General features: G+C 38.6%; 14 protein-coding genes and 1 pseudogene. 10 read left to right on the forward strand and 5 right to left on the reverse strand.

The annotated features are described in order from the left end of the window. Nucleotides 1-7: 7 nt before the first annotated feature. The 3 genes from P20439_RS08690 to P20439_RS08700 all read right to left on the reverse strand — a co-directional run bounded on the left by P20439_RS08690 (nucleotide 8) and on the right by P20439_RS08700 (nucleotide 4522). Nucleotides 8-772: a YdcF family protein gene (locus P20439_RS08690; RefSeq protein WP_008466213.1), complete on the reverse strand. Its 765-nt coding sequence runs from the start codon at nucleotides 770-772 to the stop codon at nucleotides 8-10. Between the two features lie 54 nt (nucleotides 773-826). After that, nucleotides 827-1714, reverse strand: a complete 888-nt coding sequence (locus P20439_RS08695; protein ID WP_008466215.1) for a LysR family transcriptional regulator — start codon at nucleotides 1712-1714, stop codon at nucleotides 827-829. Nucleotides 1715-2152: 438 nt separating this feature from the next. Then, a complete protein-coding gene (locus P20439_RS08700; protein ID WP_008466218.1) occupies nucleotides 2153-4522 on the reverse strand; it encodes an EAL domain-containing protein in 2370 nt (789 codons plus the stop codon). Nucleotides 4523-4728: 206 nt separating this feature from the next. Here P20439_RS08700 and pyrC point away from each other — a divergent pair, with 206 nt between their 5' ends. From pyrC to P20439_RS08745, 9 genes are all read left to right on the forward strand, one after another. After that, a complete protein-coding gene (pyrC, locus tag P20439_RS08705; protein WP_008466221.1) occupies nucleotides 4729-5769 on the forward strand; it encodes a dihydroorotase in 1041 nt (346 codons plus the stop codon). A gap of 413 nt (nucleotides 5770-6182) precedes the next feature. Continuing rightward, nucleotides 6183-6386 carry a cold-shock protein gene (locus P20439_RS08710; protein WP_004588138.1) on the forward strand — a complete coding sequence of 68 codons (204 nt, stop codon included), beginning with the start codon at nucleotides 6183-6185 and terminating at the stop codon, nucleotides 6384-6386. 858 nt (nucleotides 6387-7244) lie between these two features. Continuing rightward, nucleotides 7245-8015: a DUF3450 domain-containing protein gene (locus P20439_RS08715; RefSeq protein WP_010388561.1), complete on the forward strand. Its 771-nt coding sequence runs from the start codon at nucleotides 7245-7247 to the stop codon at nucleotides 8013-8015. Nucleotides 8016-8021: 6 nt separating this feature from the next. Next, the gene (locus P20439_RS08720) at nucleotides 8022-9386 is read left to right on the forward strand and encodes a MotA/TolQ/ExbB proton channel family protein (RefSeq protein WP_008109347.1); all 1365 of its coding nucleotides are present in this window, start codon (nucleotides 8022-8024) and stop codon (nucleotides 9384-9386) included. Next, nucleotides 9386-9910 carry a MotA/TolQ/ExbB proton channel family protein gene (locus P20439_RS08725; RefSeq protein ID WP_008109346.1) on the forward strand — a complete coding sequence of 175 codons (525 nt, stop codon included), beginning with the start codon at nucleotides 9386-9388 and terminating at the stop codon, nucleotides 9908-9910. The genes P20439_RS08720 and P20439_RS08725 overlap by 1 nt, the downstream gene beginning before the upstream one ends. A 14-nt stretch (nucleotides 9911-9924) precedes the next feature. Continuing rightward, the gene (locus P20439_RS08730) at nucleotides 9925-10329 is read left to right on the forward strand and encodes a biopolymer transporter ExbD (protein WP_006792384.1); all 405 of its coding nucleotides are present in this window, start codon (nucleotides 9925-9927) and stop codon (nucleotides 10327-10329) included. Beyond that, a complete protein-coding gene (locus P20439_RS08735; RefSeq protein ID WP_008109338.1) occupies nucleotides 10329-10946 on the forward strand; it encodes an energy transducer TonB in 618 nt (205 codons plus the stop codon). Before P20439_RS08730 ends, P20439_RS08735 begins: the two co-directional genes overlap by 1 nt. Nucleotides 10947-10957: 11 nt before the next feature. Then, a complete protein-coding gene (locus tag P20439_RS08740) occupies nucleotides 10958-12217 on the forward strand; it encodes a tetratricopeptide repeat protein (protein ID WP_008109336.1) in 1260 nt (419 codons plus the stop codon). Nucleotides 12218-12278: 61 nt separating this feature from the next. Continuing rightward, nucleotides 12279-13322 carry a hypothetical protein gene (locus P20439_RS08745; RefSeq protein WP_008109334.1) on the forward strand — a complete coding sequence of 348 codons (1044 nt, stop codon included), beginning with the start codon at nucleotides 12279-12281 and terminating at the stop codon, nucleotides 13320-13322. Nucleotides 13323-13336: 14 nt separating this feature from the next. On the opposite strand, the gene P20439_RS08750 is transcribed toward P20439_RS08745, so the two are convergent. Further along, complete coding sequence (locus tag P20439_RS08750; protein ID WP_008109332.1) at nucleotides 13337-13663, reverse strand: TraR/DksA C4-type zinc finger protein; 327 nt, start codon at nucleotides 13661-13663, stop codon at nucleotides 13337-13339. Between the two features lie 59 nt (nucleotides 13664-13722). Continuing rightward, nucleotides 13723-14703: a tRNA-dihydrouridine synthase gene (locus tag P20439_RS08755; protein WP_008466224.1), complete on the reverse strand. Its 981-nt coding sequence runs from the start codon at nucleotides 14701-14703 to the stop codon at nucleotides 13723-13725. 188 nt (nucleotides 14704-14891) lie between these two features. Between P20439_RS08755 and P20439_RS08760 the strand changes: the two are divergent. Then, a pseudogene (locus P20439_RS08760) lies at nucleotides 14892-15146 on the forward strand (hypothetical protein); the annotation flags it as partial.

The following is a 15146-nucleotide window of genomic DNA, read 5'->3' on the forward strand; positions in this document are numbered from 1 at the left end:
TAATAAATCAAAGAGCTTCAGGATTTATTGTACGACGTATTTTTATCCATGCATCACCTACAACTTCATGGGCAAATTGAGTTACCACTAATAATGCTTTTGCGTTGGGTATGAGTTGCTTGTACCACGAGTAAGCGGCAAAGTTGTGGTAGTCAGTTGCTGCAGGGATTGCTGCGACACCTTGTGCATTGAATAAATTTATTGCTCTGGGCATATGACTTACAGAGGTAACTAAAGCGGTATTATAGTCGACAAGTTTTGAGGCTAAAAATGCAGCTTCTTGCGCTGTGTCCATTGCGTTTGGATTTTGTACAATACGATTTTTATTAATACCCAAGCTAATTGCCGTTTTATACATGAGTGCACTGTTGGTGATTTTTTCATAACCCCCACCCGATATAATTAACTGAGCTTGCGGATATATATTTGCGAGCCTAATGCCTTCCACTAAACGTGTTAATGCACAATTTCCTAGCTGACTGTTAGCGCTGAGTGCCGGGTTAGGGTTTATATCACAGCCAAGCACCACAATTTTGTCTATTTTGGGGTGCTTAAGGAAATTAAAAGCCAATGAAGTAGGTTGATTATGTTTAATCAATAAGTTGGCAACCCAGGGCGTGCTGGCAAGTAATAAGGTCGTGAGACTCAAAAAAGATAAGGTAATAACAAGCTTTCGTTGTTTGAGTGCAAAAATAAGTAGTATTAGACTAAGCAAGCCCAGTAATGGTAACGGCATAAGTAAGCCGCCCAGTATTTTTTTAAGTTCAAACATAATGAGTAACACCGTTGAATATATTTACCAGCATGTTACTCATAAGTTTTGGATTTATCGACCGTTATTTAATTTACAGGTGTTTAAAAAATGACGGTAAACAGGATTGTCTTTCATCTCTTTTTTCATCGCTAAATACATAGGACGGGTTAAACCAAGTGCGCCAAGTGGAATTGATTTAATTAGCCCTTGGCTTTCATACGGGGTAACCAGCCAATCGGGTAAGGCCGCAACCCCCATTCCAGCGCTGACTAACTGAAATATAAGTAGACCCTGATCAACTGTTTTTAGTGTGCCGTCAAAACGTGCATTTTGAATGAAATGCTTAAATATATCTTGGCGCTCACGCGGGATAGGGTAAGAGATAATGGTTTCGTTTTTTAAATCAAGCGCAGTTACATAGGCTTTTTTAGCTAAGTCATGATCCGGTGCCACAATAAGCTTAAGTTTAAAGTCAAACAGGTGGGCGTATTCTAGTTTGTCTGGGTCGCGAACATCCGATGTAAGCACTAAGTCCAATTCATCATCGAGTAAATCTGGAATAGCGTCATAGCTAAAACCACGCTCGTAATCAATCTTTATGTCAGGCCAAAAATTATTAAACTCTTTAATAGTAGGCAACAACCAATGAAAACAGGCATGACATTCTACGCTTAGACGCAACTGTGATATTGGCTGATTTAAACTTTCTTTTAATCGGCATTTAGTTGCTTCTAATTTAGGTAATATGTCGTGTGCCAATTCAAGTAACAACATACCTTGAGGTGTAAATCGGACGGGTTGAGTTTTTCGCTCGAACAACTGACAGTCTAATTTATTTTCTAAGTCCTTGATTTGATGTGATAAAGCTGACTGAGTTAAAAATAGCTCGCGGGCTGTATTAACTAACGATCCCGTTTCTTTAAGGGTCGCTATAGTTTTTAGGTGTTTAATGTCAATCATCTTTAATAAATCTCATGGGTATGGTGAGTATTGCTTAGATTAACTACATACTACGCCTTTGCAAAAAACGTTTCAACGTCTGGATGGCTATAAAAATTAAATTTGGCATGTTTTTTACGGTAAACATTAAATTTATTAACTTTGTATAGTCAAATATTGTTTTGTTATTTGTTTATTGTTGAATTTAGTTCATGTTAAATCGGGTTTAAATAGTTAAGCTGAAATTAAAATAAAGCAGTGTGAATTTGGTTATGGAGTAAGTTATGCATGTTTAGCGATTAATGTGTTGTTGTAAAACATGCTGTTGAGGTTAGCATCAAGGTTTAATTGGTATGTTCTTACAAACGAGGTTAAATTATTAATAGTATTAAAGCGAGTAAGCACAGTGGTTAGTTTAATCCTAAATACTTGGTTGTAAATTCCAGCTGTGCCTAGCCATTAAAGAGGGCTGTGGATTAATGCTATGGCCTCTGTTGCTGTAACAGGTTTTGATTTTAAAAAGCCTTGCCCATAATCACATTGGGTTTTTTGTAAAATAGTAAGTTGCTCAGCGGTTTCTATTCCTTCTGCAATAACAATAAGATCTAAAGAAATAGCCAAGGTTAAGATAGCATCTATTAATGGGTTAGCAGTGATTTTTAAGTTATCAATAAAGCTTTTATCAATTTTCATTACATGAATTGGCAGTTGGTGCAAGTAGCCTAGAGCAGAGTAGCCAGTGCCAAAATCGTCTAAGCAAAGTAATACTTTTAATGGCGATAACCCTTGTATAATTTGTGTCGCTAATTCTAAATTTTCAATTAAGCCCGACTCTGTTATTTCCAGGCACAATGAACCTAAAGGCAGTTGGTGTTTTTTATAAATAGCATGAAGCTGTTCTACAAACTCTAAGCTGGCAAAATGCCGAGACGATACATTAACCGTGACACGTAAAAAGCGATGACCTTGCTGTTGCCATAAAGCAATATGTTGCGCTGCGAGGTCAAGTAAATGCAAATCTAAATTAATAATTTGCCCAGTCTTCTCTGCAATCGGAATAAAGTTGTTAGGTGATACAAACCCTTTTTTTGGGTGATGCCAACGTACGAGAGCTTCAAATCCTATAACCTCGCCACTGTTAATAGTAAAAATAGGCTGAAAATACAGTTCAAATTCATTATGCTCAATACCGTGTTGTAAATCGTTTTCAAGATCTGCATGCATTTTTAGCTTATTGCGCATCACATTATTAAAAAATTTAACTTGGCCACGCCCTGATGATTTTGCTTCATACATAGCGGCATCTGATTGTTGTAATAATACAAATGCTTCGTCGTCTACATTGTCACTAAATGCTACGCCAATGCTGGTAGAGGGCTGAAGTAAATGGCCATCAATATTGACGGGTTCCGACAGTGCGGTTTTAATACGAGTCAGGGCATCGTTTACTTGGTCACGATGACTTAGATTTTCCATAAAAATAGCAAATTCATCGCCACCTAAGCGAGAAAAGGTATCTGTATTGCGCACGGTTTGAGTAATAAGCTTACATATAGCAATTAAAAAATGATCGCCTACTTCGTGACCTAACGAATCATTAATACTTTTAAAGCGGTCAAAATCAAGATAGAGCAGGGCATGAAAAGTCCCTTTTTTAGCGCGATTTAGGCGTAAAATCGCATGCTTCATTCTTTCTATGAGTAGAGAACGATTTGCCAAGCCAGTTAGTTCATCGTGCAGCGCTTTGTGCTCCAGTTCTTGGCGGGCTAAATGCCTATCTATAACCATGCTTATTTGTCGACTTACATAGGTTAGCAACGAGCTATCATGCTCATTGTAGTAATGTTGTTCGTCATAACTTTGTACGACAATAACGCCACTCATACGCTCATTAACTTTAAAGGGAACCCCTAGCCATGAATCCGCTTGTTCACCTACTAACTTAAAATGCCCTCGTGTAATATGTTCAAGGTATTGCTGTTTATTAAGTAGTAATGGTCGTTCATTAATCAGCAAATAATAAGAGGCTGTTTCTTTTAGTTGATCTTTGGATATTATTTTATGGGTATTTGTTTGTACACCGCCTTCAACGGTATAAACAAAGTCGAGTACGTCTTCTTTTTTGTCGTATAGCGCAATAAAAAAGTTACTCGCTGTCAATAAGCTGTCAATGATTACGTGTAAGGATTGAAAAAAGGTATCTAAATTTTGTGCTTTGTAGGTTAAGTTAGCTATTTGCAGTAGGCTACTTTCTAATTTTTGTGCATTGTTGAGCTGCATTACAGTATCTTGCAAGCTATTAACCGTATTGACCTGATTTATTTTTGCACTGAGTAAGTGAGCGACTGTGGTTAATATTTCTAAATGTGAACTAGTAAAGTAATTTTTTATTGGGTGCTCACAATCGATAACTCCTAAAACACGATCTTTATATATTAAGGGTACGCATATTTCTGATTGAGCTGGACGCTCATCAGCTATGTAACGGCTGTCTTTATTTACATCGCCAATTATTAATGCTTGCCCTGTGGATGCTGCATAGCCAGTTATTCCCTCACTAAAGCGGATAATTTTGCGCTCAGATTGGTAACTAATATGTCCGTTTTTAATACCCATAGAAGCCACTTGATTTAGCAAAGACTGGTTGTCATCTGCTAAGTAAATAACGCAATCGACAAATCCAAGCCGATTAACGACCTGCGTCGTGACATAACTAAAAAGCTCTTCTAACGTATTCAGTTGCAATAAGCTTGATGAAAACTGATTGATTATACTCAATTGGTCTGTTTTAGTTTCGAGCGCTTTAGAGGTATCGATATTGTTCGACATAGGCAGCTATGGAAGGCCTTATAATTATTATTAAAGGTACATACGTTAACCTAATATTAACTTTTCTACAAAATAAAACGTTAAATGATAATTATAAAGTGTAAAGCTTACTTTATATTTAGTATCTAAGGATTATTTTTAATAAGCCCTTTACTCGAAAACACCATATGCCTATGATCAGTTAACTTAAGCATTAGGACTTTACGATGACGAGCAAAATAACAACTTTAACGATTACTAGACCCGATGATTGGCATGTGCATTTACGCGATGGGGATCAGTTAAAAGATACGGTGCGTGATATTAGCCGATATATGGGCCGCGCGATTATTATGCCAAATTTAGTTCCGCCAGCTACGTGTACAGAAACTGCATTGTCGTACCGAGAGCGAATTATGGCTGCTAAACCTCAAGGCCAGTTTGAACCTTTAATGGTGCTTTACCTTACTGATAAAACGACGCCGGATGAAATAAAAAAGGCAAAAGCGACAGGTAAAATTTTTGCAGCTAAACTCTACCCAGCAGGTGCAACAACTAACTCAGATTCTGGCGTAACTTCAGTAAAAAATATTTACCCGGTATTAAAAGCAATGCAAGAATTTGGCATGCTTTTACTCGTCCATGGTGAGGTTACTGATTCATCTATTGACATATTCGATCGTGAAAAAGTGTTTTTAGACACTATTTTAGGCGACGTTGTTGCAGACTTTCCTGAGCTGAAAATTGTTCTTGAACACATAACCACTAAAGATGCAGTAGAGTTTGTTGAAAATGCCTCGGATAATGTAGCAGCTACAATTACTGCGCATCATTTATTATACAACCGTAATCACATGTTAGCTGGGGGCATTCGCCCACATTATTACTGCCTACCTATACTAAAGCGTAACATTCATCAACAAGCGCTAATGGCTGCAGCTACAAGTGGTAGTAAAAAATTCTTTTTAGGCACGGATTCAGCCCCACATTATAAAGATAAAAAAGAAGCGGCATGTGGTTGTGCTGGTGCTTATACCGCACATGCTGCTATTGAACTTTATGCTGAAGCTTTTGAAGAAGCGGGAGCGCTTGATAAGTTAGAGGGCTTTGCAAGTCACTTCGGCCCAGATTTTTATGGCCTTGAGCGTAATACAGACACTATTACTTTAGAAAAAGCGCCTTGGACAGTGCCGTCTAGCTATTCGCTAGGCGACTCAGAAGTTGTACCAATTAAAGCCGATAGCGTTATTGACTGGCAAGTTAAATAGTTAAAATTTAAACTAAAACCACCTTAAAATTAAGGTGGTTTTTTTATTTTAAGTTACCAAAAAAGCGGTTCGGGTGAGCCATATTTTAAAAATTCATAATCTGCTTATAAAAAACACAAGTTTTATGTTGTTTATCCTTTTAAAAATTAGAAACTTATAAAAAAATTAATAAATCGATGAGTCTTCAAAAATAAATCCCAATTAATAGAGCTAAAAAATATTATTGTGTTAATCTTAATTGGCTTTGAGTTTTTGCGTATTGAATTACGGTATTGTGCTGCGTTTAAGGTTACCGGTTTGGTTATTACTTCTTCCTGTACTATCACCTCCAGTTTTTTGGGCATTGACTCAGGGAGGATATTGCCATAATAATATGGCTGAATTTTAATTATTGACTTACAGGAAAATTTAGTATGTCGGTTACTGGTAAAGTAAAATTTTTCAACGAAGCTAAAGGCTTTGGTTTCATTGAACAAGAAAATGGTCCTGACGTGTTTGTACATTTCAGCGCAATCACTGGTTCTGGTTTTCGCACTCTTAGCGAAGGTCAAGCAGTGACTTTCAGCATCAAGCAAGGTCAAAAAGGCCCAGAAGCTGAGAACGTAGAAGTAGCATAATTTATTATGTGAACCTAAGTTCATCGTGGTGAAGCACTAACCTGTTTCACCATAATTCATATATCTCTAAAGCTTTTCTATCCCTTTGTAATTTCCCTCATATATTAATACTATCACCTAGTTTTAAACTTCTACTCATTTGTTTGATTACAAACTCTTATGTTTTAAGTATTTTATTGGCCAATAATTGCACATTAGTTATTTAACCTTATGGCTAATCTAACAGCCTCATACGGATTTAGTTATTGCTGAGGAAATACATATTTAAGGTTGAGATTCGTACTTGGGAAAATACAAAAAAAGGCCTGAGTGTTTATGCTACAAGGGAGAAAAAACACAGGTGTTAATAAAAATGATTTTTTGTAATCGGTTTCCCCTCCTTTGTATTGCTTTTTAGATAATCGGCACGTCCTTATTACTATGCGACGAATGCGCGAATAATAACGATTAGCTGTATTTTTAGCTTAAAAAGTCTCAAAAACCACTAAAAAAGAATATTCGGGACAGAAAATAAGCTTATTTTTAATTTTTTTCAGCCACGATTAAGTTAATTTTAAATGTTATATTTTTGTTTACTTTAACAGGAGGGGTTATCGTTATTCTTACTATATCAGGGTTTGCAGAAATTATGATTATCACGTTAGTTATAATAATGTTAATTTTTTTGGTCGAGCCCAGTAAATATCTTACAAACAAGCTGATTTATTTATAGGTTATGCTAAACATGAAGTTGACATGACTTAATGCATTTAGCATTATTGGTAAGTTGATATCTATTAAAAGATATCAGGGTTGTCTTCCCCTTAGCGGGTTGATAATTAAATTATAAAAGTAACATTACTTAATTGGTTGGGAACTATGTCTGTTAAAATCAGAAAGAGTCTTGTAGCAACTGCGTTGGTTGGCGCTTTTGCATTTGCAAGCAGCAATGTGATTGCAGATCCTTTGAATGACGTGCAAAAAGCAGGTCAAACAATTCAAAAGGCTGCGGTTAAGTCTCAAACTAAAATTGACAATGTATATGGTCAAACTCAGGAGCTAATCGCTGAGTACCGTAGCATCGTTGATGAGACTGAACTTATGAAAGTGTACAACGATCACGTAGCACGTTTGGTCGCAGACCAAAACGCGTCTATCGCATCGTTCGATCGTCAAATCGCGACTATCGACAACACTAAACAAAACGTTGTGCCTTTGATGTATCGCATGATCGATACGCTTGAGCAATTCATCAAAGCGGACGTTCCATTTAATCTAGAAAACCGTCTTGGACGTGTTGAAAGATTACGTGAGATCATGGCATCTGCATCTGTAACAACGTCTGAGAAGTTCCGTCAGGTTCTTGAAGCGTACACTGTTGAAACAGCCTACAGCTCAGCTGTAACTGCTTCTCAAGGTACTTTAGATGTTGATGGTCGTAGCATTAACGTTGATATCGGTCGTTTAGGTCGTATTACTTACGTAGCGCAATCATTCGATCTAAAACACGCTTGGGTGTGGGATAACAACACTAAACAGTGGAAAGAATTAGGTGAAGAATACCTAAAACCTGTTAAAGAAGTGATCCGTATGGCACGTAAGCAAGCGACACTAGAACTTGTTAAACTACCAATTTTTGGCGCGGAGTAATCAATAATGAAGAAACTATTTAAAGGTTTTGCTGTTGCAGCAGTACTGTCTGTTTCTGCCGGTACCGCGCTTAATGCACATGCAAATACTGATGCTTTAGATAAAATTCTTGAGCAAGTAAAGCAAGAGCGTATTTCTGAAGGAAAAATCAATAAGCAACGTGAACAAGAGTTCTTGTCAGATCGTGCTGATAAGCAAGCGTTACTTAACAAAGCGAAAAGCCAACTAGCTGCTGAAAAAGCACGTGGTGATCGTCTTAGCAAAGAATATGCACAAAACGAAAATACTTTAGCGGAAAAAGAGCAAGCTCTTCAAAACGCACAAGGTACGTTAGGTGAAATGTTTGGTGTTGTTCGTCGTGCAGCAGCTGACGCAATTGGTTCAATTGAAGCATCTTTAGTAAGTGCTGAAAAACCAGGTCGTGCTGAAGTACTTCGTTCATTAGCTGCGGCTAAAGAACTTCCAACAGTTCGTGAACTAGAAGAACTTTGGATTTCACTTCAAACAGAAATGACTGAGTCAGCTAAAGTTTCAACGTTTGAAACTGAAGTTGCAGGTCTTGACGGTAACCCGTCAATGAAAAAAGTAACACGTATCGGTAACTTCAACTTAGTTACAGACGATGGCTACTTAATCTACTCACCAGAGACTAAGTCTATACAGCCTCTAGGTAAGCAACCTGACAGCTATATCTTAAAAGGTATTTCTGATCTAGAAGGTACTTCAGCTGATAACTACGCTGGCGTATACGTGGATCCTACACGTGGTGCAATCTTACGTATCAACACGCAGAAAAAGTCTCTTATGGAGTACTACGAGCAAGGTGCTGAAGTTGGTTACATCATCACCGTATTGCTTGCTGTAGGTCTTTTAATCTTCTTAGTACGTTTCGTTGATTTAGCGCTTACTACTTCTAAGATCAAAGGTCAGCTTAAGAACTTGTCTACACCGAATACAAACAACCCATTGGGTCGTATTCTTAAAGTGTACTCTGACAACAAAAATCAAGATGTTGAAAACCTTGAGCTTAAACTTGATGAAGCGATTCTACGTGAAACGCCACGCATCGAAGCGGGTATTAACATCATCAAGATCCTTGCTGCTATCGCACCATTACTGGGTCTACTAGGTACGGTAATCGGTATGATCCTAACGTTCCAAACAATCACATTGTTCGGTACGGGCGATCCGAAGATCATGGCTGGTAACATCTCTCTAGCACTTGTAACTACAGCGCTAGGTCTAATTGCAGCACTACCACTTATCCTACTTCATTCAATTGTTGCAGGTCGTAGTAAGTCGGTACTACATATCCTTGATGAGCAAAGCGCGGGTATCATCGCGACTCACGCGGAGAAGGAGAAAGCCTAATGCTAGTCCTGATGGAGATCTGGGAATCTATCAGGGATTTTGTTGGCACAGGCGGCCAGGTTTTATACGTGGTCGCGATAGCACTCTTTCTTATGTGGGTTTTAATGATTGAGCGCTATTGGTTCTTACTTGCTGAGTTTCCTCGTTTAACGAAGGAAATTGTAGCTAAGTGGGATGCCCGCCAAGACACTACGTCTTGGTACGCACACAGAATCCGTGAAGCATGGATTTCTGAAGCGTCTGAAAAATTAGATCAGCGTATGTTGTTGATTAAAACATTAGTAGCTATATGTCCTTTAATAGGCTTACTTGGTACTGTTACGGGTATGATCGCGGTTTTTGAAACCATGGCAACCCAAGGTACAGGTAATGCACGTTTAATGGCATCAGGCATATCAATGGCAACAATCCCAACAATGGCTGGAATGGTTGCGGCACTATCTGGGGTATTCTTTAGCTCACGCCTTGAGGCAAGAGCGAGAATGGTGAAAGCCAAGCTTGTAGATAGTATGCCTCATCACTAGAGAGAGAATTAAATATGGCACGTAAACAACGTTTTCGTGAAGAAGAAGAAGCAGCGGTAGATATGACGCCAATGCTTGACATCGTATTTATCATGCTTATTTTCTTTATCGTAACTACATCGTTCGTTAAAGAGGCTGGTATCGAGGTCAATAAACCAAAAGCTGCCCAAGCTACGAAGCAAAAAAATGCTAACATTTTTATTGCAATTCGTAGTGACGGTGCAATCTGGATTGATAAACAGCAAGTTGATGTTGAACGTGTTTCAGCAAAAATCGAAAGTTTATTAGCAGAACAACCTACTGATGTTGTAATTTTGCAAGCTGATAAAGAAGCAAAACACGGCACAGTGGTTAAAGTGATGGACCAGATTAAAGCGACGGGTGATAACCTGAGAATTTCAATAGCTGGAGATCAGTAATGATTCGTTTTCTGTTTTCACTGATTGCAGGTGGGGCAGTTACTTTCGGCTTGTTCTACTTCATGGCATACCTCATCTCTGGTGGGGCTGACCGTAATACGGAACAAAAAGAGCAGATCATAGTCGAAATTATGACGAATCCGCCTGAATCTAAGGTGCAGGAGAGGAAGCGTGTACCGCCTCCGCCTCCGCCACCGCCAAAGCAGCCGCCTAAACCGCAGCCGCCACAGCCGGAAAATAGCAACCCAAATACTGGTGGCTTGTCATTTAATATGCCAAGTATCGATGTGGGAAGCACGGCCGGTGGACTAAGTGGTCCAGGTGCATTTGGACGAGATGGTGATGCGACACCTATCGTTCGTATTGAACCAAAATATCCAACACAAGCAGCACGTGATGGTAAAGAAGGTTGGGTTCAACTTTCGTTCACAATTGATGAGTTAGGTGGCGTGATTGACGTTGATGTTATCGACGCAGATCCAAAACGTATCTTTGACCGTGAAGCTAAACGTGCATTGCGTAAGTGGAAATACCGTCCTAAGATCATTGACGGGAAACCACAAAAGCAAGTTGGTTTACAAGTTCAACTAGACTTTAAACTTAACCAAGGCAACTAAGGAGGCGAGTAATGAGAAATTTTTCTAAAGTAACTGCACTTGCAATTCTTATGTCTGTGTCAGGTGCATCATTAACTGCACCTGTTTTAGCGGCGCCAGATTACGCAAAGATTGAAGAGCGTAAGAAAGCAAAGACTAAAATCATGGGCGAACGTACTGGTAAAAAAGTAATTAAAGCGTTTGATTTGTATAACGAAGATGATGTTGATGGTGCAATAGCGTTATTGAAAGAGTTAGATCCGTCTAATGACTTTGATAAAGCAACTGTTAATCGTTACTTAGGCAGCATGTACGCTCAAAAAGAGCAATACAAAGTTGCAATTAAGTATATGAAAGCAGCGATTGCACCGGATGTATTGAACTTTGCTGATCAGGCTCAAGGTTTAAAAACCTTGGGCGATATGTATGCGGGTACTGAACAATACAGTGCTGCCAAGCAAGCATATTCTGATTGGATGGACTTCACAGGTGAAGAGGACCCGAAAGTTTACACTCGTATTGCGCAAGCAAGCTATGAGCTTAAACAATTTGATCAGGTTCTTGAACCGGCAAACAAAGCAATTAAGTTATCTGAAGAGCCAAATAAAGCTCCTTATCAACTTAAATTAGCTGCCTATTTTGAGAAAAAGCAATATCAAGATATGGTTAAAGTTGCAGAAGAAATTGTTCGTGTATGGCCTGAAGACAAAAAGTCTTGGGTAGGTTTAGGTAAGTATTATTTACAAACCGAAGACTACCAGAAAGGGCTAGCAACTATGGAAGTTGCATACAAGAATGGTTACTTCGAAAACGAAGTTGAATACAAAGTACTGGCTAACTTTTATTCTTTAAACGAAATTCCTTACAAAGCAGCAGTAACGCTTGAAAAGGCTGTTAAAGAAGAGAAAGTAAAACGCACTAAGCAAAATATTAGCGCGATTGCTAGTAACTACCATCGTTCGAAAGATATAGAGAAAGCTGCTAAGTATTACGAAGAAGCTGCTAAATTTGATAATGACGCTGAGCTTTACCGCAAAGCAGGTTCATTACTTTTACAATCTGAAAAATTCAGTGCTGCTGTTGTTCGTTTGAACAAAGCATTAGAGCTTGGCTCTGATAAAAAAGGCACTATTTATTCAGATTTAGCTGAAGCGTTTTACTACCAAGGTAAGTATAAGCAAGCTTATGCTGCTATTACTAAAGCCATGGACGACCCAAGCACACGTAGGTTTGCTAAAGGTTGGGCTACATATATTAAAGATAAAGCCGCTCGCAACGGTGTTAAAATTTAGTATTTAATGTACTCTAGTATTTTTAAAAAGCCCCATTGGGGCTTTTTTTATTGGAATTAACATGAAAAAAACGCCTATTATTTCACTGCTATTTTGTTTGCTATTAACGTCTTGCTCTAAGCCTACGGATATATTTTCATCTTATGAAGAAGCGCAAAGCGCGTTAATATCACTTAATACGGCTTTAAGTGCGCAGCCGAATTCACAGGTTACACAGCTCAGTAATGAGCAGCTCCCTTTTACAGATGCTTATTTAGAGCGTCGCCACGCTATTTATCAGCAGCTAATGCAAATGCAGTTATCAGCAGAGCAAACCAATCAGGTTAATTATTTAGTTATTGCTGAGCGATTCCCAGAGCGCTATTTTGCATGGCCTGCACACACTGATGTGTTATCAAACATGCTTTCGATAGTTAAAAATGATGCTCAGTATAAAAGCATTGATTACTGGCTGATATTTGTTCAAACACAGCTTAAAGCCGCTGAGCAAAGTAACTTAAAGCTTAATAAAATAGAGCACAGTTATTTAAAATATTATGTGCAGCAAGCAATTAATAGTACTAACACACCTATTGAGCTAAATGAGTCTCTGAGTGTATTAAATAATTACTTAACGCAGTATAAGCCAAGAGGCAGTATTGGATTGTCTGGTCTTGCTAATGGCAGCCAATGGTATCAGAGCAAACTAAATTATTTTGCAAATGATGTGCTTTCACCGCTTGAGTGGCTAAGCCTTATAGATAGTAAGTTTAAAACAATGCAAAGCTCAACCGAGCAAATAACGGTGGGTATCTCTGATGTATCGCAGCTTAGCGAAACATTTTTAAAAGAGACGCAACTATTAGGTTTAGACTGGTCAACGGGTTATATGCTTTTACCTCAACGTGCTAACAATAAGCAATTAACGGCTGCGGATAAGCGACTCTATTTAACGATGATGGAAACTGATCTAGGGGTGCATTATCATGCGTGGACATTATCGCAAGCGCGTTTAAATTTACTAAAACGTTTAAATATTAGTGAAGAAGATGCGAGCATATTAGTTGAGGATATTATTTTTTATCCAGGGCAAGCGTTTAGTTTTGCTCCACAACTACTTAATTAAACTTTAGTGCGCTATTAACTAGCGCACTGATCACATCGCTGCGCTGCAGGGTCTTGCTCCAAGCGCTGCGCTGATATTTTTTCCTCACAGTCACAACAGTAGCCATATTGACCAATATCCATTTGGCTAATTGCTGCTTCAAGCTTGTTCATTCGTTCAATTAACGGATTATACTCATTACCTAATTGTTGAGCTGCTAAATCGAGCCACTCTTCATTGGATGTATGGGTTAGGATGCAGAACAGATTTTGATGTGTAGGGTGGGTTGATTGTGACAACAAACCTAATATAGTCGCTTTAACACTTTCAATTTCATCGTTTAGTCGTTGCTGATGATGCATTAGCAGTATAACCCTTAAATTAGTCCTCAGTGATACTGCTATTATCTAGTTAGATTATCTTAGATGTTATGATTTGTATCAAATTGTGGCGCTTTCGCATACTTCTTTAACACTTCGGCTACTTCATCCTTGGCTTTTAAACGACGAATTTCATCAAATAATAGTCCTGCTTGTGGATATTGGCGTTTTAAATAACCAAGCCATTGTTTTGTTCGAGATGCAAAGTATTTAGTATCTTTGCTTGCTGTTTGGTGCATAGATGAATGAATAATATGGTGTAAAATATTTTCCCATGTCAGTTCACTGTAGCTTTCTTTATTAACCTGCGCTTTAATTTTTCTTGCTAGATCAGGATGTGAAAGCGCGCCACGACCAATCATTAAGTCAGTGCAACCGCTGCGCTTTTGGCATAAAAGGGCATCTTCTACCTGCCAAATCTCCCCATTGGCGACCACTGCAATTTTTTTATCTTTGACCAAAGGAGGGATTTTTTCCCAATAGGCGGGTGGATTGTAGCCATCGCGTTTAGTACGTGCATGTATAGCAATGCTGTTAGCACCAGCGCTAACAACGGCATCGACAATTTCTTGGCTGTTACTATCATCATCAAAACCTAAGCGAATTTTAGCACTTACTTCATGCTCATCATCAACGGCATCCCTTACCGTTTTTATAATCGAGTACATATGATCTGGATCTTTGAGTAATACAGCACCGCCTTTGCTTTTATTGACAGTTTTTGCTGGGCAACCAAAGTTTAAATCAACACCATGAGAGCCTAAGCCAATTGCTTTTACAGCATTTTCAGCTAAAACGTCGGCTACTTGGCCTAATAACTGAATGCGAACTGGAGTACCACTACGAGTGAGCCCCGCATTTTTAAGTTCAGGGCAATAACGGTGAAATACTTTATCTGGAAGGCAAGTATCTACAACACGGATAAATTCGGTCACACAAAGATCGAAGCCACCTATGTCGGTGAGTAGTTGGCGCATTTTAAAGTCAACGACACCTTCCATCGGTGCTAAAACAAGTTTCATAGTGTGATTAATTTATTACTGAAAAAGAGCGCCAGTTTACCTGTAAATCATAAATTGATAAAACGCTTATTAGGGTTTATAGTTAGTTTACTAAGTTATTTTTGAAAAAATAGATAATGTGAAAGTTTTTAGTTTTATGCAGGTCTACTTGTATAATGATGTTCAACAAGTTTAGAAGGTAATAAAAAATGAATACAATAAAGAAAAATTCAATTGCATTAACACTCGGCGCAGTGGTTGTTGGCAGTGCAAGTATGGCCAGTGCAGATGTACAAGCCAACCCATTTGAATTTCAACAAATGGTAGCTGGTTATCAATTAGACGCTGGTGAAGGCAAGTGCGGCGAAGGTAAATGTGGCGGCGACGCTAAAGCGAAAAAAGAAGGCAAGTGCGGCGAAGGTAAATGCGGCGGTGATGCTAAAGCGAAAAAAGAAGGCAAGTGC

Source organism: Pseudoalteromonas sp. BSi20439 (assembly GCF_000241165.1).
Lineage (GTDB): Bacteria > Pseudomonadota > Gammaproteobacteria > Enterobacterales > Alteromonadaceae > Pseudoalteromonas.

Coding starts and splice junctions, on each gene's coding strand:
- P20439_RS08690 (WP_008466213.1), bottom strand. CDS start 772: ATGTTTGAACTTAAAAAAATACTGGGCGGCTTACTTATGCCGTTACCA.
- P20439_RS08695 (WP_008466215.1), bottom strand. CDS start 1,714: ATGATTGACATTAAACACCTAAAAACTATAGCGACCCTTAAAGAAACG.
- P20439_RS08700 (WP_008466218.1), bottom strand. CDS start 4,522: ATGTCGAACAATATCGATACCTCTAAAGCGCTCGAAACTAAAACAGAC.
- pyrC (WP_008466221.1), top strand. CDS start 4,729: ATGACGAGCAAAATAACAACTTTAACGATTACTAGACCCGATGATTGG.
- P20439_RS08710 (WP_004588138.1), top strand. CDS start 6,183: ATGTCGGTTACTGGTAAAGTAAAATTTTTCAACGAAGCTAAAGGCTTT.
- P20439_RS08715 (WP_010388561.1), top strand. CDS start 7,245: ATGTCTGTTAAAATCAGAAAGAGTCTTGTAGCAACTGCGTTGGTTGGC.
- P20439_RS08720 (WP_008109347.1), top strand. CDS start 8,022: ATGAAGAAACTATTTAAAGGTTTTGCTGTTGCAGCAGTACTGTCTGTT.
- P20439_RS08725 (WP_008109346.1), top strand. CDS start 9,386: ATGCTAGTCCTGATGGAGATCTGGGAATCTATCAGGGATTTTGTTGGC.
- P20439_RS08730 (WP_006792384.1), top strand. CDS start 9,925: ATGGCACGTAAACAACGTTTTCGTGAAGAAGAAGAAGCAGCGGTAGAT.
- P20439_RS08735 (WP_008109338.1), top strand. CDS start 10,329: ATGATTCGTTTTCTGTTTTCACTGATTGCAGGTGGGGCAGTTACTTTC.
- P20439_RS08740 (WP_008109336.1), top strand. CDS start 10,958: ATGAGAAATTTTTCTAAAGTAACTGCACTTGCAATTCTTATGTCTGTG.
- P20439_RS08745 (WP_008109334.1), top strand. CDS start 12,279: ATGAAAAAAACGCCTATTATTTCACTGCTATTTTGTTTGCTATTAACG.
- P20439_RS08750 (WP_008109332.1), bottom strand. CDS start 13,663: ATGCATCATCAGCAACGACTAAACGATGAAATTGAAAGTGTTAAAGCG.
- P20439_RS08755 (WP_008466224.1), bottom strand. CDS start 14,703: ATGAAACTTGTTTTAGCACCGATGGAAGGTGTCGTTGACTTTAAAATG.